The organism is Paenibacillus sp. FSL L8-0494, from assembly GCF_038003695.1.
Taxonomy (GTDB): domain Bacteria; phylum Bacillota; class Bacilli; order Paenibacillales; family Paenibacillaceae; genus Paenibacillus_AQ; species Paenibacillus_AQ odorifer.
Genome location: NZ_JBBOPQ010000001.1, coordinates 1,746,560 through 1,771,771, shown reverse-complemented (window position 1 = coordinate 1,771,771; position 25,212 = coordinate 1,746,560). Strand labels below are relative to the sequence as shown.

Annotated in this window: 21 protein-coding genes; 6 read left to right on the top strand and 15 right to left on the bottom strand. The window is 44.7% G+C overall.

The genetic code is table 11. From position 1 onward, the window contains the following. Nucleotides 1-34: 34 nt before the first annotated feature. From NYE35_RS07900 to NYE35_RS07890, 3 genes are read right to left on the bottom strand one after another with little or no spacing between them, the layout of a single operon-like run. Complete coding sequence (locus tag NYE35_RS07900; RefSeq protein WP_036675669.1) at nucleotides 35-1,621, bottom strand: extracellular solute-binding protein; 1,587 nt, start codon at nucleotides 1,619-1,621, stop codon at nucleotides 35-37. A gap of 34 nt (nucleotides 1,622-1,655) precedes the next feature. After that, nucleotides 1,656-2,540, bottom strand: a complete 885-nt coding sequence (locus tag NYE35_RS07895) for a carbohydrate ABC transporter permease (protein ID WP_036675671.1) — start codon at nucleotides 2,538-2,540, stop codon at nucleotides 1,656-1,658. Nucleotides 2,541-2,557: 17 nt separating this feature from the next. Beyond that, the gene (locus NYE35_RS07890; RefSeq protein ID WP_036675672.1) at nucleotides 2,558-3,529 is read right to left on the bottom strand and encodes an ABC transporter permease; all 972 of its coding nucleotides are present in this window, start codon (nucleotides 3,527-3,529) and stop codon (nucleotides 2,558-2,560) included. A gap of 264 nt (nucleotides 3,530-3,793) precedes the next feature. Here NYE35_RS07890 and NYE35_RS07885 point away from each other — a divergent pair, with 264 nt between their 5' ends. Then, nucleotides 3,794-5,785 carry a beta-galactosidase gene (locus tag NYE35_RS07885; protein WP_341120601.1) on the top strand — a complete coding sequence of 664 codons (1,992 nt, stop codon included), beginning with the start codon at nucleotides 3,794-3,796 and terminating at the stop codon, nucleotides 5,783-5,785. Between the two features lie 75 nt (nucleotides 5,786-5,860). On the opposite strand, the gene fucU is transcribed toward NYE35_RS07885, so the two are convergent. Genes fucU through NYE35_RS07865 form a run of 4 tightly spaced genes read right to left on the bottom strand, consistent with a single transcriptional unit; the run spans nucleotide 5,861 to nucleotide 10,210 of the window. After that, complete coding sequence (fucU, locus tag NYE35_RS07880; RefSeq protein ID WP_036675675.1) at nucleotides 5,861-6,289, bottom strand: L-fucose mutarotase; 429 nt, start codon at nucleotides 6,287-6,289, stop codon at nucleotides 5,861-5,863. Nucleotides 6,290-6,300: 11 nt separating this feature from the next. Beyond that, nucleotides 6,301-6,951, bottom strand: a complete 651-nt coding sequence (locus NYE35_RS07875; RefSeq protein WP_038569477.1) for a class II aldolase/adducin family protein — start codon at nucleotides 6,949-6,951, stop codon at nucleotides 6,301-6,303. 20 nt (nucleotides 6,952-6,971) lie between these two features. Further along, the gene (locus NYE35_RS07870; protein ID WP_326047074.1) at nucleotides 6,972-8,417 is read right to left on the bottom strand and encodes a rhamnulokinase; all 1,446 of its coding nucleotides are present in this window, start codon (nucleotides 8,415-8,417) and stop codon (nucleotides 6,972-6,974) included. A gap of 29 nt (nucleotides 8,418-8,446) precedes the next feature. Continuing rightward, complete coding sequence (locus NYE35_RS07865) at nucleotides 8,447-10,210, bottom strand: L-fucose isomerase (protein WP_445321966.1); 1,764 nt, start codon at nucleotides 10,208-10,210, stop codon at nucleotides 8,447-8,449. Between the two features lie 241 nt (nucleotides 10,211-10,451). On the opposite strand from NYE35_RS07865, the gene NYE35_RS07860 reads away from it, so the two are divergent. Further along, nucleotides 10,452-11,222, top strand: coding sequence for a DeoR/GlpR family DNA-binding transcription regulator (locus tag NYE35_RS07860; protein ID WP_076317273.1), 771 nt, complete (start codon nucleotides 10,452-10,454; stop codon nucleotides 11,220-11,222). Between the two features lie 41 nt (nucleotides 11,223-11,263). On the opposite strand, the gene NYE35_RS07855 is transcribed toward NYE35_RS07860, so the two are convergent. Next, nucleotides 11,264-11,971 carry an SGNH/GDSL hydrolase family protein gene (locus NYE35_RS07855; RefSeq protein ID WP_341120598.1) on the bottom strand — a complete coding sequence of 236 codons (708 nt, stop codon included), beginning with the start codon at nucleotides 11,969-11,971 and terminating at the stop codon, nucleotides 11,264-11,266. A 66-nt stretch (nucleotides 11,972-12,037) separates the two neighbouring features. On the opposite strand from NYE35_RS07855, the gene NYE35_RS07850 reads away from it, so the two are divergent. Further along, nucleotides 12,038-13,012 (top strand): aldo/keto reductase family protein, encoded by a 975-nt coding sequence (locus NYE35_RS07850; protein ID WP_340889292.1) that lies wholly within the window; start codon nucleotides 12,038-12,040, stop codon nucleotides 13,010-13,012. Between the two features lie 82 nt (nucleotides 13,013-13,094). Here the strand turns inward: NYE35_RS07850 and NYE35_RS07845 are convergent, their stop codons facing one another. Next, complete coding sequence (locus NYE35_RS07845; protein WP_341120594.1) at nucleotides 13,095-15,770, bottom strand: YhgE/Pip domain-containing protein; 2,676 nt, start codon at nucleotides 15,768-15,770, stop codon at nucleotides 13,095-13,097. A gap of 236 nt (nucleotides 15,771-16,006) precedes the next feature. On the opposite strand from NYE35_RS07845, the gene NYE35_RS07840 reads away from it, so the two are divergent. Beyond that, a complete protein-coding gene (locus tag NYE35_RS07840; protein WP_036675687.1) occupies nucleotides 16,007-16,534 on the top strand; it encodes a hypothetical protein in 528 nt (175 codons plus the stop codon). An 80-nt stretch (nucleotides 16,535-16,614) separates the two neighbouring features. On the opposite strand, the gene NYE35_RS07835 is transcribed toward NYE35_RS07840, so the two are convergent. The 5 genes from NYE35_RS07835 to NYE35_RS07815 are packed head-to-tail and all read right to left on the bottom strand — an operon-like array spanning nucleotide 16,615 to nucleotide 22,021. Next, the gene (locus tag NYE35_RS07835; protein ID WP_341120592.1) at nucleotides 16,615-17,580 is read right to left on the bottom strand and encodes a glycoside hydrolase family 43 protein; all 966 of its coding nucleotides are present in this window, start codon (nucleotides 17,578-17,580) and stop codon (nucleotides 16,615-16,617) included. Nucleotides 17,581-17,592: 12 nt separating this feature from the next. Beyond that, nucleotides 17,593-18,870 carry a glycoside hydrolase family 27 protein gene (locus NYE35_RS07830; RefSeq protein WP_341122434.1) on the bottom strand — a complete coding sequence of 426 codons (1,278 nt, stop codon included), beginning with the start codon at nucleotides 18,868-18,870 and terminating at the stop codon, nucleotides 17,593-17,595. 31 nt (nucleotides 18,871-18,901) lie between these two features. Continuing rightward, on the bottom strand, nucleotides 18,902-19,174 hold the full coding sequence (locus NYE35_RS07825; RefSeq protein ID WP_076106144.1) for a DUF6171 family protein: 273 nt from the start codon (nucleotides 19,172-19,174) through the stop codon (nucleotides 18,902-18,904). A gap of 4 nt (nucleotides 19,175-19,178) precedes the next feature. After that, complete coding sequence (locus NYE35_RS07820) at nucleotides 19,179-20,654, bottom strand: alpha-N-arabinofuranosidase (protein WP_094903235.1); 1,476 nt, start codon at nucleotides 20,652-20,654, stop codon at nucleotides 19,179-19,181. Further along, nucleotides 20,651-22,021 carry an arabinan endo-1,5-alpha-L-arabinosidase gene (locus NYE35_RS07815; RefSeq protein WP_094903237.1) on the bottom strand — a complete coding sequence of 457 codons (1,371 nt, stop codon included), beginning with the start codon at nucleotides 22,019-22,021 and terminating at the stop codon, nucleotides 20,651-20,653. The genes NYE35_RS07820 and NYE35_RS07815 overlap by 4 nt, the downstream gene beginning before the upstream one ends. A 376-nt stretch (nucleotides 22,022-22,397) precedes the next feature. Between NYE35_RS07815 and NYE35_RS07810 the strand changes: the two genes are divergently transcribed. Further along, on the top strand, nucleotides 22,398-23,354 hold the full coding sequence (locus NYE35_RS07810) for an ArsR/SmtB family transcription factor (protein ID WP_036675692.1): 957 nt from the start codon (nucleotides 22,398-22,400) through the stop codon (nucleotides 23,352-23,354). Nucleotides 23,355-23,488: 134 nt separating this feature from the next. Continuing rightward, nucleotides 23,489-23,647, top strand: coding sequence for a hypothetical protein (locus NYE35_RS07805; RefSeq protein ID WP_036675694.1), 159 nt, complete (start codon nucleotides 23,489-23,491; stop codon nucleotides 23,645-23,647). Between the two features lie 754 nt (nucleotides 23,648-24,401). On the opposite strand, the gene NYE35_RS07800 is transcribed toward NYE35_RS07805, so the two are convergent. Then, on the bottom strand, nucleotides 24,402-25,172 hold the full coding sequence (locus NYE35_RS07800; protein ID WP_038569469.1) for a class I SAM-dependent DNA methyltransferase: 771 nt from the start codon (nucleotides 25,170-25,172) through the stop codon (nucleotides 24,402-24,404). Between the last annotated feature and the right edge of the window lie 40 nt (nucleotides 25,173-25,212).

The window sequence follows — 25,212 nt, the reverse complement described above, 5'->3', positions numbered from 1 at the left end:
TCCTTTCCAGCCGGATAAAAGCACTAGGAAGGATCTAGCGGTCAGCCTTAGCGTATAACTCGTTCATTTCCTTAACTAAATCATCTCCACCTGTTTTTCTCCATACATCAAATGCTGATTTCAATTCAGCTTCATCAATTTGTCCTACAATATATTTTATGCGTGCATCATTAATTACATTGTCAAGTTGAGCGCCCTTTTGCGAATATACTGTGGAAATAAAGGCCTCTGCCGGATTAACCACGATCGAAGCTTCATTTGCTTTCTGAACTTCGATTTGTTTAAGCCGCAGCGGTGTCTGAGCTACAGTCTTGGATTTGTCCTCAGGTATAAAGGCCAGAATTTGGTTTAACCCTTCCACTTCTGACTCCAGAAGGACAGTGTCTTTGGAGCGTTCAATAAAACCATCCACCATAGTGTAGTGAGTACCTTCCAAACCAAAACCTAACATCGTTTGTAATTCCGGATTATTGATTTGATCTAGAAAAGCCAGTACCCGTTTCAGTTCTTCTTCACTCTTCACAGATGATTTTGGAATAGCCAGCATGCCCGAGAAACCAGAGGTCGGCAATGTATGTAGCTTGCCATCCGTACCTGTTACGCCCCCGCTTACATCTACATAATGTTTATCCGGTTCGTCTTTGCCTTCTTTTTCTAGCGCAGCGTGAATTTTATCATCCACCCGGGCGCCTGTATCGACCACATCGACGATTACTCCTGCCTTATTGTTCACGATCGGATCTGTCCATTTGGCACTATCCATAACTGCGAAGTCGGAGTTGATCAATTTCTCATCATACAGCTTCTTCATGAACTTAAGCGCTTCCAAATATTCTGGATATTCATGCTCAGGCACCAGCTTGCCATCTTGCACGCCCCATTTATTCGGTGTTCCAAACCATAACTTAATGGTATCAAAACCGCTGGCCCACTGGCCGCTCCATTTGACCAGCACCATGCCATAAGTATCCTCTTTACCATTGCCGTCTGGATCTTTTTCCTTGAACGCTTTCAGCATATTGTAGAAATCATCTACCGTCTGCGGTGTTTGCAGCCCCACCTTCTCCAGCCAATCCTTACGGAAAACCATACCGTTACGGCCGAGTACACGCCCCCGATAGATTCCGTAATTCTTCCCATCAATAGCCGAGTTTTTCAGAATAACCGGGTTCGCTTGGCTTAAATTCGGATAATCCTTAAGATAAGGCCCTACTTCCCAGAATGCGCCCGATTTGGCAGCGTTCACAAAACTAGAAGCCTTAACATCCCCCACGTAGATAATAGTCGGCAGCTTCCCAGAAGCTAGCGTAATATTAAATTTATCTGCATAAGATGCGTTCGGGACCCACTCAAAGTGGATTTTTGTGTGGGTCTGTTTCTCCAGTTCAGCAGCAACCGGACTGCCATCCTTCGGATAATTTGTTTTGAATATCGGCAGCATGAGGGTCAGATCCAGCGGGGACTCGCTTTTCTCTTCTCCAGTATTACTACTCCCCTCACTTTTGCTGTTAGAACCTGCAGATTCATTACCTGAGCAACCTGCAACAACAGTGGTAACCATCATAGCCACAAGTAAAAGTAACAACCAGCGCTTCTTTTTTACCGAACGATTAGCTTCCATTATTATACCTCCAAATTGGAATAAGTTAAGTTTGCTATCCTTTAACAGAACCCAGCATCACCCCTTTAGCGAAATGTTTTTGCAGAAATGGGTACACACATAAAATTGGTAGAGTACCTACTACAATAACCGCCATTTTAATCGACTGCTCCGGTGGCTGTACAAAGCTCGGATCCATAGAACTCATATCACCAGCCGCAGATTGGGACAACATTACGATCTGTCGCAGCATCACCTGCAAAGGCCATTTTGTCGGATCCGTAATGTAGAGCAGTGCCGAGAAGAAATTGTTCCAATGTCCCACAGCATAGAACAACGTAAATGTAGCAAGAACCGGTTTGGATAACGGAAGGACTATCTTCCACAACAAGCCCAGCTCAGAACAACCATCAATACGCGCCGCTTCTTCCATTTCTATAGGCAGCTCCTGAAAAAAGTTTTTGACAATAATCAGGTTAAAGGCGCTAATTGCTCCCGGTAAAATAAGAGAATTGAGCGTATCCAGCAGATGCAGTTCCCGAATGACGAGATAGGTTGGAATCATTCCTCCACCGAACAGCATCGTAAAAATAACAAGGTTGAGTACCAAATTACGGCCCATCAGATATCGTTTTGCCATCGGATAAGCCATTGTTACCGTGAAGAATAAATTAACGACAGTTCCGATTACCGTAACATAAATAGAAACCCCTATACTGCGCATAATCGTATCTGTTGAAAAGATAAATCGGTAGGCGTCAAATGAAATCGTGGTCGGGATCAGGAATACGGCACGTTTAGTAATTTCCGCATCTGTAGCGAAGGAGCCCGAAACCACAAAGAGGAAAGGGAGAATCGCTACGATTCCGATAATCCCTAAAAATATATAATTGAATACATCAAATGCAGTTCCACCCGTACTCTTGTATTGTTTGGCCACAGCAAGCTACTCCCTTCTCAATAAAGTCCGGATTCACCAAATTTTTTGGCGATCCAATTCGTCCCGAGCACAAGCGTCACACCGATTATTGATTTGAATAATCCAACAGCTGTACTGTAGCTAAAAGCTCCCTGGGTGATTCCCAGTGCGTATACATAGGTATCGAACACCTCACCTACTTCACGATTAAGAGCATTCATCATTAAATAAATTTGTTCAAAACCGTTATCCAAAATCGTTCCCATCCGAAGAATAAGTAAAATAACGATTGTACTGCGGATAGCAGGCAACGTAATATGCCAAATCTGCCGCCACCTGTTCGCACCGTCTACTACCGCAGCCTCATATTGCTCCACATCTACACCGGCCAGCGCTGCCAGAAATATAATCGTCCCCCAGCCGCACTCCTTCCAGATCGTCTGGAGAATAATCAATGGACGGAACCAGTCGGGATTAGCTAGAAAGTCTATTTTCCTGCCTGTAAACGTATACAAAAACTCATTTACAGTCCCGCCTTCCGTAGTTAGAAATACATAGCTCATACTGGCCACAATGACCATGGATATAAAGTGCGGAACATAAATCATCGTTTGTATCGTCTTTTTATAGAAGGAAAGCCGTATTTCGTTTAGAAGCAGTGCCAGAATAATCGGCGCCGGAAAAAAGAAAATCAAATTATAAAACGATAACAATAACGTATTGCGCAGCAGCATAAAGAAATCGGGATTCTGGAAAAAAACACGAAAATGCTCAAAACCTACCCATTCACTTTTCTGAAAACCAAGAAACGGCTGGTAATTCTTAAAAGCCAACAGCACGCCCCACATCGGAACATATTTGAAAACAAGAAAATAAAGGACTCCAGGGAGCAGCAGAATATATAACCATTTATCACGTTTAAAACGTTTCCATCTTCTTACCCGGATATTTCGATAGGTCTGCGGCTTTGGCTGTTGTTCTGCAGTTCCCGGAACTGTTACGTGCTTCATCCTGTTCACCTCCATTTGTCATGTACAGCTCGCGATTACTGTAGCCATGGATTACTGCAATCACCCTTACTGCGACTCCTATTATGCTGCTAGTGATTTTTTCCAGCAATCGGACTTTTTTGAACGCTCTATATAAGCTAAAAATCCCATTTTATCTAAAAAGTCCAAACCGCGCAAAAGTTTACTATTGCCCGCAAGACCCTAACAACCTATGATTCCAAGTGATGATTTCCAGCAAATGTTTGCCTTAAAGGGGGAGCTGAAATGAAGAACAAGTTATACTATGGTGCTGCTTGGTATCCCGAGCTATGGAGTGAAGAGGTGCTTGAGCAGGACATCCTTCTAATGAAAGAAACGGGGATTAATATCGTACGAATCGGAGAATTCATTTGGTCTGCCTTGGAGCCAGAAGAAGATAAGATTGATATCCGTCCCGTCGTGAAATATATCGAAAGGTTACATAGAAACGGAATTGACACAGTAATGTGTACGCCGACACCTACACCCCCCATTTGGCTTACCCATGGACATCCTGAGCGCTGTTATGTGGATGAGAGCGGAACGGTAATGGGACATGGAGCACGGCAGCATATCTGTACGAACAATCCTTATTTTCGTGAGCGGGCTACCATCATTACGGAGCATATTGCCAAGGAGACCGGAGCACTTCCGGGGTTAACCGCCTGGCAGCTCGATAACGAATTCAAAGCGCATGTGGCGGAGTGCATGTGTGAGACCTGTAAAGGCTTATGGCATATCTGGTTGCAGCAGCGCTACAGCTCCATTGAAAAGTTGAATGAGGCATGGGGAACAGCCGTCTGGAGCCAAACTTATCAACGTTTTGATCAGGTGCCACAGCCAGGACCCGCACCTTTCCTCCACAATTCATCTCTGCGGACGATGTACCGCTTATTTTCAATGGAAAAAATCGCTGAATTCGCCGATGAGCAGGCTGATATTATCCGCCGCCACTCCTCTGCACCAATTACCCACAACAGCAGTGTCGCTTTTCATCTAGATAATGAGCGGCTATTTCAGAATCTCGACTTTGCCGCCTACGACACTTATGCCTCACAGGAAAATATGCATGCTTATCTGCTTAACTGTGATCTATGGCGAAATTTCAAGCCGGGAAAAGATTTCTGGATAATGGAGACAGGACCCTCGTTTGCCGCATCTCTAGTAAGTTTTGGTGTGCCACATCCGAACGGATATCTGAAGGCAGAAGCGGTTGCCGCCTATGCGCTGGGTGCAGGTGCATTTTGCTATTGGCTCTGGCGCCAGCATACTTCCGGAAGTGAACAAACACATAGCTCGATCCTTAGTGCCTGGGGAGAACCCGCTCTAGGGTACGATAATGTGCTGGAGGCCAATCAAGCACGGCAAGAAATTGAACAAATTATGCTCTCCACCCGGCCCCTTCGGGCAGATGTTGCGATTACCTATTCGGACAGAACCAAAGCTTATCTCGCAACTGAACCTCATCGGAAGCTAAATTATCGTAGTCTGCTGGGCGATTTCTACAAAAGAATTCTACATATGGGTATTCACCGGGATCTGCTGCCCGAAGGCGGTGACTTAACCGGATACAAGCTGTTATTCACTCCATTCGTACATTATTTGTCCCCCGAGTATGTGGAAAGTGCGCTGGCCTTCACAGCAGCTGGCGGGATTTGGATTGTCGGTCCTCTTACCGGAGGACGAACGAAGGAGCATACCCTTCATAGGAATGCCGGACTTGGGGAATTGGAGCGATTAGCAGGAGTCAAAACTAAGTTTATCTATCCGCTGGAATTAACAGGCACGATTGGACACGCTTTTGGGGTATCTGCTCCCTTGTCCATGTGGAGTTCTGTTTTTGAACCCGTTTCAGAGTCCGCTTCCAGTCTCGGAATGATTACGGAGGGGGTGACACCGGGTTTGTCCTTCCTGACGGAGCAGCCTTACGGACAAGGTACTATTGTTATGCTGGGTTCAATGCCTGCCGGTGAAGAAGGTGACCTAATGTTATGTAAACTTATTGATCATTATGCAGAACGTACTGGTGTTACCGTACGCAGTGATGTCACTAAGGGAACCCTTGTCTGCCCTAGAAGCAATGACCAAGGTACCGAAGTGTGGACCATTGTAAATATGGATGGACACGGGGGAAGTCTCACACTCCCGCGGGACGGACATGATGTTCTCTCAGGCAAATCCGTGGCCTGCGGCCCCCTCTCCCTTGGTGCATATGAGTACAGGGTAATCCGGTTATAAATACTTATCCTTACAGCATAAAAAGCCGCTAACTCCTTGGTCACCCAAGCGGTTAGCGGCTTCATTTCCGTTATTTTAACTTTTAATAACGCCTTTTTTAAGAATAACATTCCCATACAATGCTTCTTCACCAGTAACTATAACCGCATAACTTTGCTTAGAACGGTTATAGAAATCAAAACGTTCCTCATGTTTAATCGTCGCTTCAGCATCATGTTTGGCAATGATAGTCTCGTATGTGGACCAGATGACCGGTACAGTTGGATCTCCAGCCACCACTGCCATAAAAGCCACCTGTTGCTCTGCATAATGATCCAGAGGTAACAACTCTAAGATGGCATCCAGCAGATCAGGAATACCGATGCCATCATATCTCAGTACCCTCGGATTCAACGAATGTCCGGGATAATTCGCATCAGCCAATACAAGCTCATCCCCATGACCCATTTCCATCAGAATGCGCACCAGCTCCGGAGACAGCAGCTTAGGAATTCCTTTTAACATAAGGCACCTCTTTACTTCCCATAAAATGATCGCAACGCTACCAGCTCATCAATCCGATGCTGCGGCAATTCTCTCTCCCCGCCAATCATCCGGGTAATGAAGGTGAGCTTGGCGGTATACTCAAGCCGCTCCATGTTCAGATATGCTTCCATAACATCTTCTCCCCAAGTAAGGGCTCCGTGATTCTCGAGCAGGACCGCAGTTTTTTTGCCCAGGAAAGGCATCAGTGAATCTGGAATTTCTTCCGTCGATGGTGTTCCATATTCCGCCAATGGAATATCTCCGATCATGATCACCGACTCTGGCATCATCATCTTGTCGAGCGCCTCACCTTTTATGGCAAATGCAGTAGCATACGGGGGATGTGCATGGACCACACCCTTCATCTCTGGCAGCTCATTATAAATTCTTAGATGCATTTTCGCTTCCGTTGAGGGTCTGTAGCCTTCAGCTGCTTCAAGGACTTCACCTTGCAGATTCACTTTTACAAGCATATGAGGCTCTAAATATCCCTTACTCACCGCTCTGGGGGTAGTCAGAATTACATTCTCTGATAAGCGAGCAGAAATATTCCCATCATTAGCCGCGATAAAATCTTTATTAAACAGGTTTCTCCCGATATCACAAATCTGCAAACGTAATTTTTGTTCCAATGTATCCATAGGGCTTCTCTCCTCGCATCCTATTTTTCACAAACCTTCACCAAAGAAGGCTGATATGTCTTAAAGGCAAAAGATCTTTCCACTACCTGCTTGCCTTCGGAGATTTCCAATTCCCCTAGGGCAGCCAGTTGAATAATTATATTGCCAATTGCACTAGCTTCCACAGGCCCTGCTACAACTTTTCTCCCCGTAATATTAGCGGTAAGCTGACAGAGCAGTTCATTCTGAATCCCACCACCGACCATATGAATGATATTGATTTTTTTGCCGGTGATCTCTTCCATTTCGTTAATCGTATGGCGATAGGACTCTGCTAAGCTCTCAAGTATGACGCGAATAATCTCAGCTTTCGTGTAGGGAGCTTGCTGGCCTGTTCGTTCGCAATATTCTCTAATCCGTTGGGTCATCACACCGGGTGTACTAAACAGTTCATCATTCGGATCAATAATTGCTGGGGCATGATTTATGGTTTCAGCTAGCTCAACCATTTGGCCTTGGCTGACGTATTTTCCCGCTTCTGCCCAATTCCTTTGCAGCTCCTGCAAAATCCATAGTCCCGTTATATTTTTGAGCAAACGATTAGATTGGCCGTAACACTGCTCATTTGTGAATCCGTATTCATAGCTTTTCTCTGTAATGACAGCTTCAGGCGTCTCCATGCCCACTATCGACCATGTTCCACAGCTTATAAATGCTGCATTATCCTTAAGAGAATACGGAATGGAAGCTACTGCTGAAGCCGTATCATGAGAAGCACCCGCAATTACCTCCATTGGACCAACGCTAAGCTCCTCTTGAATTACCGGAAGGATAGGACCAATGACCGTCCCCGATTGAACCTGTTGTGGCACTAGGCTAACCGGGATACTAAGCCTGCTAAATACTTCAGTAGAGACTTCACCAGATACAGCGTCCATTAAGCCACTTGTACTCCAAATCGTGCTTTCTGCTGCCGCGATACCAGAGAACAAATAGTGGAACAGGTCTGGCATCATTAAAATAGTATCTGCGACCTCTAGCAGAGAATCATTATCCTGAAAATCAGCAAACAGCTGATAAACCGTATTAATCAAGCTCGGTTGAATACCAGTAACGCTAAATTGCTCCCTTGGCGGAAGCAGTACCTCCAACCCTAGACGATGACTTCCCATTCTCTTATCCCTATAATGATGGGGGGAATAGAGCAACATCCCTCTTTTATCAATAAAACCGTAATCGACTCCCCACGTATCCACGCTTAGAGACCTCAATTTTCCACGCGCCCTATAAGCTCTCTGGATTCCTTTTTTCATTTCGTGAAAGAGCTTCAAAACATCCCAATACAAATGCCCGCCAATATACACCGGGGTATTAGCAAACCGATGAATTTCTTCCATGCGAAGGGTGTTACCGTCATACAATCCCAACATCACTCTTCCGGAGCTGGCGCCAAGATCCATAGCCAGAAGCTTAATCGTATCACCCATTTCACGCACACCTGCTTCACAAGAAGATTTTAATATAGCGGTCCGAAATTCTGACAGGCTCTGTAATCTGCTCCTTCCAGATTCTCCGTCCCAAATAACGACCACACCCGTGGTCTGAAAATACGTGATTCCTCAACGTTATGCATACTTACTGGAATACGCAAAATCGACGCCAGCGTAATTAGATCCGCCCCGATATGGTCATAACTGATCGCCCCATGATTCGCGCCCCAATTATTCATGACATCATATACCGATTGGAATGAACCACTGTTAGTTAGCTTAGGAGCGAACCAGGTCGTCGGCCAGGTCGGATCTGTTCTTTGATCCAAAATATGATGAACCTCTTCAGGCAGCTCTACAGTGTAACCTTCAACAAGCTGAAGAACAGGTCCAAGCCCCTTCACCAGGTTCAAGCGAGCCATAGTAACCGGCATTCCGCCTTTGGTTAAATAATCGGTAGAGAAGCCGCCTCCTCGGAAATATTCTTGAGAAGCTGGCCGGAATTGTGTATTGCTTAGACAAGCCTCAGCCTCTTCGTCTGAAATCTCCCAAAACGGTTTGATTGCAGGCTTACCCTCTATCCTCTGCTCACCTGTGCCATCAAGCGCTGCCGAACCAGAGTTGATCAGATGCAGTATTCCGTGAGCTGCTTCTCCCTCCAATTGATGACCCGTCACTCGCTTAACGGCATCGGGACTCCAGAAGGTTCGGACATCAGCAAAAATTTGTGCTGTATTCGTAAGCAAATAATTGAACAACATCGTTACCCCATTCAGGCTGTCATTCTCTGTCGCTACGAGATAAGGTGCCCGTTTGCCGTTCCAGTCAAAAGAAGAATTCAACATCGTCTCCATGAAATCGCCGTTAGGGAAATGGTCCGTCCATTGTCTCTGGCCTTGGAAACCGCCAACAATTGCATTGTGGCCGTTAGCTTCCTCCTCAAAACCAAGCTCAGCGAGAACCGGATTGCCGATCATCAGGTCGCGGGCGATCAATGTCATTTTCACACAAGTCTCCCACTGCTTCTCTTTCTCTTCTGCACTGATTTGCAGATGCTGCGGATTATTATCAGCGCCAACTTGGCAGTTTTCTTTAGTCCAGGCAAGCGCCCGCTTAAATTCCTCTTTATCATAAATCTCTTCTTCAAAGCGCCGGACATATTCAGACATATCTATATATTCATTGCGCATGCCCAGATACTCTTGGAAAAATTGTTCATTCACAATGGAACCCGCAATCCCCATCGAAACAGAACCCATAGATAAATATGATTTCCCCTTCATTTGAGCAACTGCTAAGCCTGCTCTAGCAAACTGTAGCAATTTAGACTGCACATCCACTGGAATCTCTTCACTGCTAGACTCTTGAACATCTTCACCATAGATACCAAACGCAGGAATTCCCTTTTGAGCATACGCAGAGAGAACAGCAGCTAGATACACAGCACCCGGCCGTTCCGTTCCGTTAAATCCCCACACGGCATGCGGAATGGATGAATCCATATCCATTGTCTCTGAGCCATAACACCAGCAAGGCGTCACGGTGATCGACACCCCTACGTTAGCCCCGGAGAATTTCTGAGCCGCCGCAGCAGCTTCTTTAACACCACCGATCGTAGAATCGGCGATGATGCACTCTACAGGACTCCCATTTGGATACCTTAAATTCGCTTCAATAAACTTAGCCACCCGCTGAGCCATGCCCATCGTTTGCTCTTCCAGTGATTCACGAACGCCTCTTCTTCTGCCATCAATGGTTGGGCGGATACCAATTTTCGGATAGTTTTCTATCAATGCCGTTCCTCCTCAAGATCATCTTAGAGTCATCGTTAATAGATCTATTTCTCCTTCATCATAAAATCTGCAAGCGCTTTAGTCAACACAAAACAACATATTACCTAAACAAAAGTGTGGTTTTATGTGATATAATTATTATATATTGTGGTTTTATGTGAATATGTAATTATTTTTAGATTTAAACAACAATGTAGTACACTAGAAAGCAGACTTATATATAAAGGTGAGTGAACGAATGAAAGCATTTGAACGACGGGATCTAATTATTAAAGAGCTTTACAGACAGAAGAAGGTCCATGTCGCAGAGCTAGCGCAAAAATTCAACGTCTCGGAAGAGACCATTCGGCGGGATCTAGATAAACTGGACAAAGAAGGTCTTGCCAAAAAAAATTATGGTGGAGCCATTCTCAACGCCCATACCAATGAAGATCCTTCCTATACCAGCAGGCATCAGGTCAATATTGAAGCGAAGCGAATCATAGCCGATAATGTACTGCAATTAATCAATGATGGAGACAGCTTGGTGACGGATACGAGCTCAACGGTGTTTGAAGCCTTGCGTAGAATTATTGAGGAGAAAAACAATCTGACAATTATTACGAACTCTCTGGTGGTATTATCTGAATTTCAACACTCCGGTCAAAAGCTGATTTCCACAGGTGGAATTTTAGGCCCCGAGACCAGCTCCTTTGTTGGAAATACCGCTTCACAGACAATTCGAAAATATAATGTGGATGTAGCCATATTCAGCTGTAAAGCATTGTCCATGACAGGCGGTCTAAGTGATTCAAATGAAGAAGAAAGCGAACTGAAGGTGCTTATGCAGCAGCAGGCGAATAAAGTGGTTCTGCTCGTAGATCACTCCAAATTTGACCGGACCGCGTTCATTAAGTTGTTCAGCTTTGATAGAGTGGATTATATCGTTACAGATCAGAAGCCTTCTAAGGAATGGATCGATTTCTTAAATAATTACCATGTATCTCTTATCTATGCGCCCGCTGAGTGATCAGTAGGTGCATAGATAAAGAGAGATAATGACTTTATAACTTAATTGTTTAAAAGACCACTTTCCAAAACGACCTTCAGCCATTCCCCAGCAATCAGATCATGCCCGGCAGTCGTCGGGTGAACGCCGTCCCACAGCCAATAGGCTGCCTCTGCTCTCTCTGCAGCTGCGTTAAAAGCATCCTGTAGAGGTACATAAACTGTATCAAATTGCTCAGACAGCTGCTTAACCACTCCCTGATAATGTGTAATCTTCGCTTCCCATTCTGTCCACTGTTCAGCTGGAGCTCCGGTATTTAAAATAAAAGGCTCACATAAAACCAGCTTCGTATGTGGCAGAACTTCACGTGTTTCTTCAAGTACGTGACGGTAAGCGCGTTCAAAACGGTCCGTAACTCCACTTGGTTCCCCTTTCATCATTCTCCAAATATCGTTTACCCCAATCAATATACTAATGATGTCAGGCTGCAAGCTAATTGCATCTTCATTCCAGCGTGCATATAAATCGGAGATTCGATCTCCACTCACTCCGCGGTTATAGAATACCAGATTTTCTTCTGCCCGCTCATTCCCTAGCTTGCCTCCGATGATATACGCATAGCTATGTCCAAGAATATGATTCGGGTCTTCATCACGACCTCGATTCCCATCCGTAATGGAGTCACCCTGAAATAAGATCACTTTTGATTTTTTAGTAGCTGGATTAGTCATTGTATCTTTCATCTCCTTGATTACTAGTATATTAATCATTCAACTTGAATGTCTCCTATAATACAAGTAAAGTTATCATATAGAATACAAGGAGGAAAGAGAAAAATGAAATATAGAAGACTAGGCAATTCAGGGCTCAAAATCAGTGAGATCGGACTAGGCAGTTGGCTTACATATGGAACCGCAGCAGAGCAAAAGGCAGCCGATGCTTGTATAAGCAAAGCTTTTGAATGCGGTATCAATTTCTTTGATACGGCTAATGCATATAACCGTGGCGAAGGCGAAAAAGCGATGGGTGCTGCTCTACGTTCCTATGAAAGATCATCTTATGTGCTAAGCACAAAGGTCTTTTTCCCCATGGGAGACGATGTTAATAACCGTGGCTTGTCCCGCAAGCACATTATGGAGCAATGTGAGGCCAGCCTCCGCCGCTTAGGCACTGATTATATTGATGTATATTATTGTCATCGCTTCGATACAGAGACCCCTGTAGAGGAGACTCTACGCGCACTGGATGATCTCACAGCTCAAGGCAAGATTCTCTACTCCGCTGTTAGCGAATGGAGCGCAGCCCAAATCTCTAATGCTGCTGGTATCAGCCGCAGACTGAATCTGCGTCCACTGATCTCCAATCAACCCATCTATAATATGTTCGAACGTTATATTGAAGACGAGGTCCTTGAAGTATCCCAGCGTGAGGGACTGGGCCAAGTGGTCTTCTCTCCACTGGCGCAAGGAATTCTGACTGGCAAATATAAACCGGGACAACAACCTCCAGCAGGAACCCGTGCTGCGGATAATTCAGTTAATGGTGTAATCTCCAGCTACCTCCGTGATGATGTGTTGTCTGTGGTTGGACAGCTGGTTGAACTCGCTCACAGTTTAGACCTGAAGCTGTCGCAATTGGCATTGGCTTGGATCCTGCGCCAGCCTGGTGTAAGTTCAGCATTAATTGGTGCCAGTAAGCCAGAACAAGTTACAGAAAACGCCAAAGCTGTAGATGCGGTACTCTCCGCTGATACTTTACAGCAGATCGAGGAGATTCTTAAGCCAGTAGCTGATTTTGCTCCTGCAAGATAACCTATTGCACACTTGCCATATAGTACACAAAAGAGGTTGTGCCAAAAGCCATCACCATGGCTTAGGCACATCCTCTTTTTCTTTAAGAAATCAATTTAGACTCTTCGGCTTGTTCAGAAGCCTTATGGATAAAAGGCTCCAGTGGTTTCTTGAGGAGTAATGCCAGCAAGAGTGCCAGCACACCGAAGATAATCAGATAGATCACATCACGAATCGCCACTTCTGGCAGAATTCCCCCAACCGCCTCCCGCATCAGACTAATTGCATAGGTAAACGGCATATACGGATTTAATATTTGAAAAAAACGCCCTGTCGTACTAATCGGAAATGTACCGCCGGAGCTAGAGAATTGAAGCACCATGAACACGATCGCTATTCCTTTTCCCAGGTTGCCAAATACAGCGACAAGCGTAAATACAATGGTTACGAACACGATGCTGATTAAGACTCCAAAAAGTACAAACCACACCTTATTCACCACATAACAGTGCAGAATAAAAATGTTGCCAAGGACAGCCACCAGCCCCTGAAGAATTCCCACCGTAAGGAAGGTCAGCAGGCGGCCAAAATACAATTGATATCTTTTGTACGTTAGCCCACCCGTATCCACACCTGTGCGGAGAAGGGAGACAAGCAGTGTGCCTCCGACCCATAAGGAAAGTACGACATAAAAAGGAGTCATTGCCGAGCCATAATTCGGAATGGGATATAACTTATTCTCTTTTAACACTACCGGATTGGCCAAAAAATCACTTTTGCTCTTAATATCTCCTCCGAGCAGTTGTGCAATCTCCCCCAGATCAATCTCCTCTTTAATTTGGCGGATCGTGGAAGCGGCTTTTCGAATCGAGTCTTCCAGTACTGGAAGATCATTTCTCACCAAATCTGCAGCAAGCGCCACTCCTTTATCCGCACGGGGGAGTCCTGTACGAATCAACTCCGAGACCTGATGAACCCGCTCTTCTACAGTAGGCAGATCCTGACGCACGAAGTTCGCAGCTTGCTGTATCTTTTCCCCTGCAGTAGGCAAGCTACTCTCCAATAGCGGAAGTGTATCTCGGATGAAGGCACCAAAGCCCTGGGTCTGATCGGCAACCCCACTGGCTGCTGTGTGGACCGCTTCGCGTATAGCTGGCAAATCCTGCTGCAGACTAGCTAAGCTTGTCTGCCCAAACTCAATCGCCGACACTGTCTCTTCCAGCAGGGTACCCAGCGCGGGTAAGCGATCTGGCACCTGCTGCAATGCGGTGGCTGTGACATCTGCCGCCGAAGTTATTTGCTCCAGTGTATTTTTTATGGCAGGGATTGTCGACGAATCATACCCTGAGATAAGCTTCGCAATCGCCAGCTTCCCAAGACCAGACTTTAGGAACAATTGGTTAATTGCACTGGAATCAGCGTTATCCTTATTCTGAACGTCAGCCGCCATAGCATTTACCAAGGACTTCTGACTGTTCAAAACACTGTCTACACCTTTCAATGCTGCAAGATCAGCAATAGACACTGTTTCAGGTGAAAATGTGTTCAATGCATTTAACATAGAAAGTGTGTGTTCAATCACGCTGCTTCCTGCAGCCAACTGTGCTGAGAGTACCTCCAGCTGCTCACGTACAGCTTGCGGCTCGTTATCCTCTCCCTTTAACTGTTCAGCAAGTTTGACCACCGAGTTCTCCGTTTGCTGTAGGAGATTAAGATTCTGTTTGATAGCTGCTGGAACAGCTTCAAATGCAGCACTGCTCTTCTCCAAAAATTGTTGAAGTTCCAGAACAAAATCATTTCCGGCAGTGGCAATCTTTTCTGCCTCAGGCAGTGCTGTTAAGGCAGCATTAACGATTTTATGCGCTTCCTTAAGACCTTGCGAGGCCTGAGCCATGATCTGTTCAACTTCACCATAATGGTTATCAAGTTGAACGATTAGCTGTGCCGCTTCTTCAATCTTGGGCAGCTTGTCCTGTAGCCCTCCTAAATGATCTAAGGCACTCGCGATTTGCGGCCAATGCTCAGCAATTTTCTCTAAAGCCTCACCCGCTTTTTCCACCTCTGGCAGCTTATTCTCCAATGTGGAAATACGCTCTGCTGAAGCATGAATCTGCGGCCAATTTTCCTGAATTTTCAATACACGTTTACCTGCGGTTTCAATTTCTGGCAGGCTCGCCTCTAATTTAAACAATCCTTTTTCTACCTTGCGTATAATGGGCAATTCAGATTGAAATTCCTTATCGATTTGACTTAAAACAGTAAATACCGTCTCACTAATCGTTTCCGTGAAATTCTCACTGATCTGTGTGGTGATTGAAGTGGCGCCCTTATCCGTGATTTTAGGAGCAATCGCATTTATTTTCTCATTGACGGTATATTCGATCTCTGGTTTCACAATCGTTCCTTCAAGAATTCCAGTCATTCGTTTGGAGAAATTAGCAGGGATAACAATACTGGCATAGTAGTCTCCGCGTTTGACACCATTATGTGCAGTCTCTGCATCTACAAAGGTCCAGCCCAGGTTTTTATTGCTCCGAAGACTTTCCATGACCTCATTGCCGATATTAAAATCCTTCTCCTGCACCTTAGTACCTTCATCTAAGCTGGTAACAGCAATTTTAATGCCAGAAGTATTGCTATAAGGATCCCATACTGACGCAACGTTCACCCAATCATACACGGAGGGCAATACCACCAAAGCGGCAACCAGCAATACGGCCACAGGAACTCTGAATAAGTTACGCCAATCGTTCCTATAAATCCGTAGTATTCCGCCCATTCGCTGCTCCCCCTAATCTGCATGTTTTGATATTTTAATATGCCCGAGGAGATAAGCTTTTACTATTCATTTTAGGGAACTCGTGACTTCTCATTGCTTTTTAAAAAAACTTTTAAAAAAATGCAACAAAAACTGCTCATTTCACGTAAAGAGTAATATATAACCCGTTTAAGAAAAAACGGAGCGGGTAATAAGTTTTATACAACGTCTTACATATCTCAAGGGGGAGATTAATAATGTTTAAGAAAAAGTCAGCGTATGTGTTACCGGTTGTTGTTCTGTTGTTTCTTTCCCTCATTACTTCTGCAAGTACCGTTGGAACACGGGTAGATGCGCAAGATAGTGACAAGACCCAGCATCAAACAGTTTACTTTCATACTATTGAATCCGACCATGGCAAGCTCTCCGGTACGACCGATGAAATAAACTGGTATCAGGGTGCTGATGCCGATCGAATCTTTGCTGAAAGAGATCCAGAAGCTGCAGCAGAAATCGGCGGAGCTCCAGACAGTTATTATATTGTAAATGATGTTGATACTCTAACAACTTATCCGATAGCGGATAACGCCACAGTGACGTTGCAAATTTTTGATCACACTGGCAACATGGAAGACTTGGATATCAACTGGAATGAGTCCATCACCTTACAGCAATTTATGGATCAATTTAATAATACGGATGTCATCGACTTGAGCCAGTTCCCGTATCACATCACTATTCAGGACGGCGTAATTACTTCGATCGTTCAACAATATATACCTTAAGGTGCAACATAAGAAAGAGGGTTACTCAGCAGCCATCTACATGGCTTATGAGTAACCCTCTTTTTTATATACTCAACGAATTATTGTTTAGCAGCATCCTTAACGGGAACCCCAAAATTCGGCGTACCATCTTCATTCCAATGGAAGACTTGAGCACGAGTATGACGGTTCGGATCATACAACGGATCGCCAGTAATTTCTTTATAATTGCGGCAGTGGTAGATGAGTACATCTTCCCCATTTTCATTTACAGTAAAACTGTTATGACCTGGACCATATTGTCCATTCTCTTCGTGGGTCTGGAATACCGGTTCCGGCAGTTTGGTCCATGAAGCGGCGTCCAGCAGATCGCTGTCTTCATCCGCAACCAAAAGTCCCATGCAGTAATTGAAATCCGTAGCGCTAGCCGAGAAGCTGATAAAGATACGGCCGTTACGTTTAAGCACTGCAGCTCCTTCGTTTACCTTGTACCCAATAATTTCCCAGTCATATTCAGGAGTAGCAATCATCGTCTGAGCACCCGTTAGCGTCCATGGATTACTCATTTCAGAAATATACAGATTAGAATTCCCCTCAATATTCAGGTCCTTCTGTGCCCATACATAATACAATTTTCCTTTGTGCTGGAAGGTGGTTGCATCCAAAGCGAAGGATTCCCAAGCGGTTTTCACCTGGCCTTTTTCTACCCATGTTCCTTCTAAAGGATTGGCAGATTCATTCTCAAGAGCAAACATACGGTGATCGAATAATCCATCCTTCGTCTCCGTAGTACGCGCCGCTGCGAAATAAATGTACCATTTCCCGTCAATATAATGGAGCTCTGGTGCCCAAATGTTTGCACTAAGCGGACCCGTCTCATATTTACGCCAAGCTACAGCCGGTTCTGCAGCAGCCAATCCCTCGATTGTTGTTGCTCTCCGCACTTCGATCCGGTCGTATTCTGGAACAGAAGCAATAAAGTAGTAATAACCATCTGTATGTTTATATACCCATGGATCAGCACGTTGCTCCACCAATGGATTTTTATATTCTACACTCGTATTCATAATCTCTCTCCTCTATTTAAACTTTAACAATACAGAACCATGCTGTGGAAGAGTTTGAGAAATACCTTCGTTAACTACTTCCAAATCGCGGCTCTGCCATAGATCACGTATAGTATTAGGAATTGAAACATTAAGCTGCTCGAATGATACCTTAAGCGTTAATGTTTCATCGCTAAGATTAAACAAAGCTACATAATGGTTTCCTTGTTCATCCTCAGATGTCCAGATCGCATGCTCCTCATTTAGCGCTACCTGTCTGCCGCCTTTACCATAACGATGCAGATGAAGCACTTCCTTATTGGTCAATAAAGATAATGTCCAATCATCATTGTCCCGAAGTTCTCCTCCAAACATTAACGGGGAGCGGAAAATACTCCAAAGTGTCATCATGGTGACCTGCTCGTCATGAGTAAACCGCGTGAACCGGTCTCCCCCGCCATCTACAGAACGAATGCCCAGATGACCTAACGGCAGCATGTCACAATCCGGCCAATGGCCCGGCTGAACATAAGGAGCCCATTTCTCACAGCGCTCAAACATCCCGCGCAGCAGATGCCAATGATCCCAGTAATCATCGGTCATTCTCCAAAGGTTAGCGTGTCCGGCTAAGTGTTCAGCCTCTTCCACTGGAGCAGGTCCAGGCGAAAGACTGAGCACCATCTCGCGACCACTGCGGTCAATAGCCTTACGGATCATAGCAACTTCTTCTTTGTGGTATCCATAAATGCGAGAAGCGGCAATATCATCCACTTTCACATAATCCACGCCCCAACTGGCATACAACTGGAACAGCGAGTCATAATACGCCTGACTGCCTTCTTTTGAAGCATCTACTCCATACATGTCCGTATTCCATGGACAAATAGAATTTGGGTGAGCCACATCGCGTGCGGTTTGCTCAGATCCTAGTATGGCACTGGCCGCATGAGCAGCCTGACGCGGGATTCCGCGCATAATGTGTATGCCGAATTTCAAACCCAATCCATGCACATATTCAGCGAGTGGCGCGAACCCTTTGCCTCCCGCTGCGGAAGGAAACCGGTTCTCAGCAGGTTGAAGTCTGGAGTACTCATCCATTACCAGCGGTACAAAGTTGCGGTACTGCGAAGAATTCGCTCCAGGCTCATACCACTGAATATCCACAACTACATATTCCCAACCAAAGTCCTTCAAATGGGTAGCCATATATTCTGCGTTGCCTCTTACTTCTTCTTCATTTACACTGGCTCCGTAACAATCCCAACTATTCCAGCCCATCGGGGGCGTAGCAGCTAACAAATTTTGTGTGATGATTTTCACGTCCTTTTCAAAAACTTAGTATTCACTCCCAGCGAGGTGCCGAGGGATAAGGGCAAGTAGAGTCCTGTAATCTTGTTCTCACCTCTACGAGGCAGCCACAATAACGGCAAGTGCTACCAAATTGCAGGCCAGAGCAATCTCGGCAATGTTCAATACGCTGCAAATATTGCTCCTCCGGCGCTAAGGGTCTTTCTCTAGTGGCTATTTCTATTAAACGCTCCAGTTTTTCTGGGCTTATTCTCATGTTCTCATCACAGCTTTTGCAGCGACGGTTTTTTTCTTGATTCTCTGACATGATATTATTCCAGAGTCAAGACTACTACAGAAGCAGGTGGAAGCTCGCAGCTCAGCTTTTCACCCGATAAAGATGCACCCTCAAAAGCTACTGGAGTAACTGTATCCGGTGCCTCAAACGTATTGTGCGCACCCAGCACGGAATGCGTTAAGATCTGACCTGTCACTTTGCTAAAGGTAACCTCTTCAATACCAATACTTAGCGATGCGCTGTCATTATGGCTCAAGTTACAGAGAGAAACATATACTTTGCCATTCGTATCGCGAGAAGCAGAAACGCTAATCTGTGGAATTGTTAGATCCCCAAACGTATAATCAGGGCTCTCAACAGTTACTTCAAGCAGTTCATTATCCTGATGCTCTTTGTACATTTCAAATACATGATAGGTAGGCGTTAGAATCATCTTGTCGCCCTCCGTCAGGATAAGAGCCTGCAGTACATTGACCACTTGAGCCAAATTCGCCATTTGCACACGACTGCTATGCTTTTGGAAAATATTCAGCGTTACCCCTGCTACCAATGCATCCCTAAGTGTATTCTGCTGATACAGGAACCCTGGATTCGTACCAGGTTCATTTAAGAACCAGGTTCCCCACTCATCTATAATCATTCCAACCCGCTTATCCGGATCATATTTATCCATTACCGCTGAATGTTTGGTAATCAGTTCATCCATATGCAAGGTTTTTTGCATAGTCTCAAACCATTCGGCTTCGTCAAAACCTAAAGCGTAACGTTTCTCTTCCCAGCTTCCAGGAATCGTATACGAATGAAGACTGAGACCATCCATAAACCGTCCAGCTTCGCGCATTAGCACTTCTGTCCAATTATAATCATCAACGTTGGCGCCACCAGCGATTCTATAGATCTGATTTTCACCATAATTACGCACATATGTCTGGTAACGTCTGTACAAATCCGCATAATATTCTGGACGCATATTGCCGCCGCAGCCCCAGTTCTCATTACCTACACCAAAATACTTCAACTTCCACGGCTCTTCACGCCCATTTTCACGACGCCAATCCGCCATCGGTGATTCGCCTTCAAAGGTCATATATTCAACCCACTCCGACATCTCCTGAACAGTGCCACTGCCAACATTCCCGCAGATATATGGTTCACAATCCAGCAACTCACATAATTCAAAAAATTCATGAGTCCCAAAATGATTATTCTCGACGACACCGCCCCAGTGCGTATTCACCATCCGCTTACGGGTTTCTTTTGGACCGACGCCATCCTTCCAATGATACTCATCGGCAAAACAGCCCCCCGGCCAACGAAGGACAGGAATATTAACTTTTTTGAGTGCTGCTAGGATGTCGTTGCGAAAGCCCTTGGTGTTCGGAATCGGCGAATCTTCCCCCACATAGATCCCATCATAGATACATCTGCCCAAATGCTCGGCAAAATGACCATATAGATACTTGCTAATCATATTAATTCCTTTACCTGCATGTAGCTTGATAGTAGTCATCTATTCTCTTCTCCATTCTTTTGCTTACCCCAGATGGAAATTCCATTTTCATTTAATCCAGTAAATACAAGGGTCTGAGTTTCTTTCTCCCAATCCCATGACGGAAGCAATTGCACCTTCTCTATCCGGCCTTTACCCTCGATAACGTCATTCCAGACCAAGGTCAGGACTCTGCGTCCATCAAAAGACCAGCTTCCTTTTCCATTCGCACCTTCCAGCTTAAAGTCAGAGGATAGACTTATGAGGGCAGACTGAATCTGGCCATCCACTGAGGGGTCCATTACAATCCATTCCCACTGTCCTGCGATTAGCTGTTCTGGAATATCCTGTTCCACTTCACCCGCATACCGTTCTGGAGATACAACAGGCCAGCCATCCTCTGTCCACAGAATTCGACGAATCTGTAGATAGGACCAATGTTTATCGATTTCACCACGTGCATGATGAACTATATAATAGCTGCCATCCTCATGAAGAACTGAGTTATGGCCGGGAGCAATCCAACCTGGATCTTGTCCAAAGCGATAGCCACCCAGTATTTTATTGCCGACCTCATATCGTGGTTGATGCGCACTATCACTCATATCTCGTCCGTTATAATCCACATATGGGCCGGTAATAGTATCTGCACGAGCGACACGAACGTTATAATCCTCAAACAGGGAGTCATAGGAGACGAACAAATAGTATTTTTTGAATTGCTCGTTATACACTATGTACGGTCCTTCAACTGCTCCATCTTTAATGGTGTTATCCCGTTTAGCGATCAGCGTACCAAAACCTTCTTGCTTCGGTTTGCCCGTTTCCGCATTCAGCTCAATGATATGAATTCCACCAAAAAAAGAACCATACACCATCCACATCCGTCCATCTGCATCCGTAAGCACATTTGCATCAATCGCATTCAGTGAATCTTCAGCACGCGTCTGAATCACCACACCTTCATCGGTCCAAGGTCCCTCAATAGAAGATGAAGTTTGAAGTCCGATTAGCGATTGTCTACTTCCAAAAGATGAGGCCGAGTAATACATTCGATACTGATCACCGTATTTCACCACATCTGGTGCCCATAAATTAGTAGCCCCTGCCCATTCCTTCGCAACTCGGGGAATTCCCGGCAGCGCATAATGAACCCATTCCCAATGGATAAGATCCTGTGATTTTCGAACCATTACGCCTGGTCGTAATTCTCCTCCGACTCTTATGTCGGTAGAAAAAACATAGTAACCCTCATCTGTTTTAATAATGCCTGGATCATGTGTGTTGTGAAGCGTCCATAAAGACTCAATATCAATCACTGATAGATCATACATTGGCATGTTCCCTGGGGAACTTGGAAAGACAAGATCTGTTGTTTTTTTTACCATTAAATTATCACCTCAGAAATAGCAACAGATTGAGCAGCAATAAATATTAAATTTAAAATGAAAAAATATGTATTCGCTTACAATATAAAATAACATATATAAAAAGCCTTGTAAATATATTTCTATAAACCTTTTCATATTTATATGAAATTAAACTCGAAATAAATGAATTATGGCGAAATAATCGTCTTTTTCTTTAGTTTAATCCTTTGTTTGTTTAAATTTTACTAAATTAAAAGAAAATCATGCCAAAAATCCCTCTTATATTTGACCATTCTACAAAATAAGGAAGTATACTTTATTTATATGCCTTATTAGTTTATAATTTTATAAAATAGTATAATTTATGACGTAATCGGAAGAAGGTATTGATAAAATGATCTATATTAAAGATTTAATGAGTGGATTAGAAATTTTCAAGGCACTAAGCTCAGAAATCAGAATCCTCATTTTAGAGCTCCTTGCCACCAATCAAGCCTTGAACCTGAATGAAATTGCCAAAAAACTGAACCTCAGCAACGGCGCCATTACCATGCATATTAAAAAGTTAGAAGAAAGCGGTCTCATTGAGATAAACACATCAGTGGGCAAACACGGTATTCAAAAGGTCTGCTATTTAAATAAGGACAAGCTTATTGTTGACCTTCGCAGCAAGGATGTTGATAATCTTTACGAAGTAGAAATTCAAGTAGGTCATTACAGCAACTATCAGGCTGTTCCAACTTGTGGACTGGCTACCAAAGATAGCATCATCGGGGATTTCGACGAGCCGCGTTATTTTGCAGATCCGCAGCGAATTGAATCCGAAATTATTTGGATGGCTGAAGGGTTCCTCGAATATAGAATTCCAAACTACCTTAAAGCCAACCAAACGTTCCGCGAAATTCAGTTCTCGATGGAGATCGGCTCTGAAGCTCCTGGGTCTAACGATAACTATCCGTCCGACCTTTATTTCTATTTAAATGGAATTGAAATCGGATTCTGGACTAGCCCTGGCGATTTCGGAGATACCCGGGGAACGTTTAACCCCGATTGGTGGCCTCCGCACCTAAACCAATACGGCATGCTGAAGCTGATCCGTATCAATAATGAAGGCAGCTTCATTGATGGCTGTCGGATTTCTGATGTGACCCTTGATGATATCCAATTGGATTACAAAAGTGAACTCACATTCCGTATCGCAGTAACCGACAAGCCTACAAACAAACGTGGACTCACGATTTACGGAAAACATTTCGGCAATTATAGCCAGGACCTACTGGCACGTGTGTTGTATGATGTACATGAAGTTGGAGAGGGCCTCCCTCGTAACGCTGTTATAATAGCAGAGTAACCAACCCTGATTTAAATAAAAAGACCCTAAATTCAGCTAACGCTGATTTAGGGGTCTTTTTGAGCTTCGTATATTTTTTCGATATTGAACCATAATAACTTTGTCTCCCAAACCACCGAGAAGGAGTGTTTCGAATGCGTGAAGGTCTAATTCCCGCTGTTCTTGGAACCGTCGTAACCGCTTCTAGCGCCGCTTTTCTTGGAAGCAAGTATAAGATGGCAGCAACAGGCGTACTTGGATTTGGTCTGGCTCATGTCGTATTGGGTGCCATTGATCTGTTTGAGCATCGGTAAGGATTGGAAGATGCCGGGTGGTATGAACACTGCCCGGTTTATTTTGTATTTATTATGTTGGCGCAATTACAAGCTGCTCCAACGAATGAAGTCATAATAACAGCGATTCTCCTGATATCGGAGTATCGCTGTTTATGTTTGGGTCGCTGGCTGGTTGCTCCAACCTTATCTCCATCATCTCACGTGTATCTCACGTGGCTTACGTATCTCACGTGGCTCACGGACCCAGATGACGTTATTTGCATATTTTTAGCCCTTGGAGCATGTTTTCGGACTCCAGTGACGCTACCCCTTGGAAAATGACCAATATTGGACGTTTTTCAAGCCAATAGCTGCACTGGAGTCCGATAGCACCCAAAATATTGGAAAATACTGCGTATAAGGTCCGCTGGGTCCGATAGCTACTACTAATACGTATATCTGATGGTAGTTGTGCATGCATGTTGTTGGATAGTGAAAACCTACACGCATCCGTAAAGGGCGATGCATGAGCATTCGAGAGCGAGAACCTACACGCTTCCGCAAAGCGGCAATATATGAGCTTTCGAGAGCGAGAACCCACACGCTCACGCCAGCGGTAATGCATGAGCATTCGATAGCGGAAACACACTTGTTTCCGGCAGCGTCAACCTAGGTGCTTCCAACAGCAGCATTCCACTCGCTTCCCCCAGCAATCAGCTAAGGTCAAAAAAGGGGCTGTCCCAGCAGCTATTTTCATAGCTTATGGGACAGCCCCTCTTAGCATTTTGAATATTTATTTTATAGCTACATAAAATAATCGTTCAGCATCATCTTCTGCCTCTACCCACTCGAAATCGGCATAGATCTTCACATCACTAAACCCAGCCTTAAGCAGCTCTTCCTTCATCCAGTTAGGATCGTAGGCACGCTGAATATGGGTCTCTTCGAATCGGCGATAGCGATCGCTGTGTCCGTCTTCACGGGCAAAAATGGACAGATGATGTTCAATTTCGCGGCGTGGAACATCCATCTCACAAGTCCAAATATAAGACACAGATGGCTCGTCCAGAATAAAGGGCTGTTCTTCTTCATAACGAATTAGTGTGTTTGGATGATGCACATCGAACAGAAAGGTTCCGCCTTGCTTTAACCCTGCATAGGTACTGGCAAAAACAGCGCTGATGTCATCCTCTTCCAACACATAATTCAGACAATCACAAAAGGAAATCACAGAATCCACCAGCTCCGGAAGCTCCCATTCCTTCATGTTTTGTCTAATCCAACGAACACTGCCTTCACGCAAAAAGCGCCGTCCCTGGGGATGCTCCTCCATTTTGCGCTGTGCCACTGAGAGCATGTCAGAAGATAAATCGATTCCGGTCATATGATATCCTGAACCCGCCAAAGGAATTGTAATACTCCCTGTACCACAGCCAAGCTCGGCTACAGTTAACGGCTTGCCGTATTTACTCCATGCGGCTTCAGCAAAGGATATCCAATCTGGATACGGCATATCTGCCATAAGCTCATCGTATACATAAGCAAATTTCCCATAGGAAGACACAATTACACCGCTTTCTATAACAACATTTTATAAATTACGT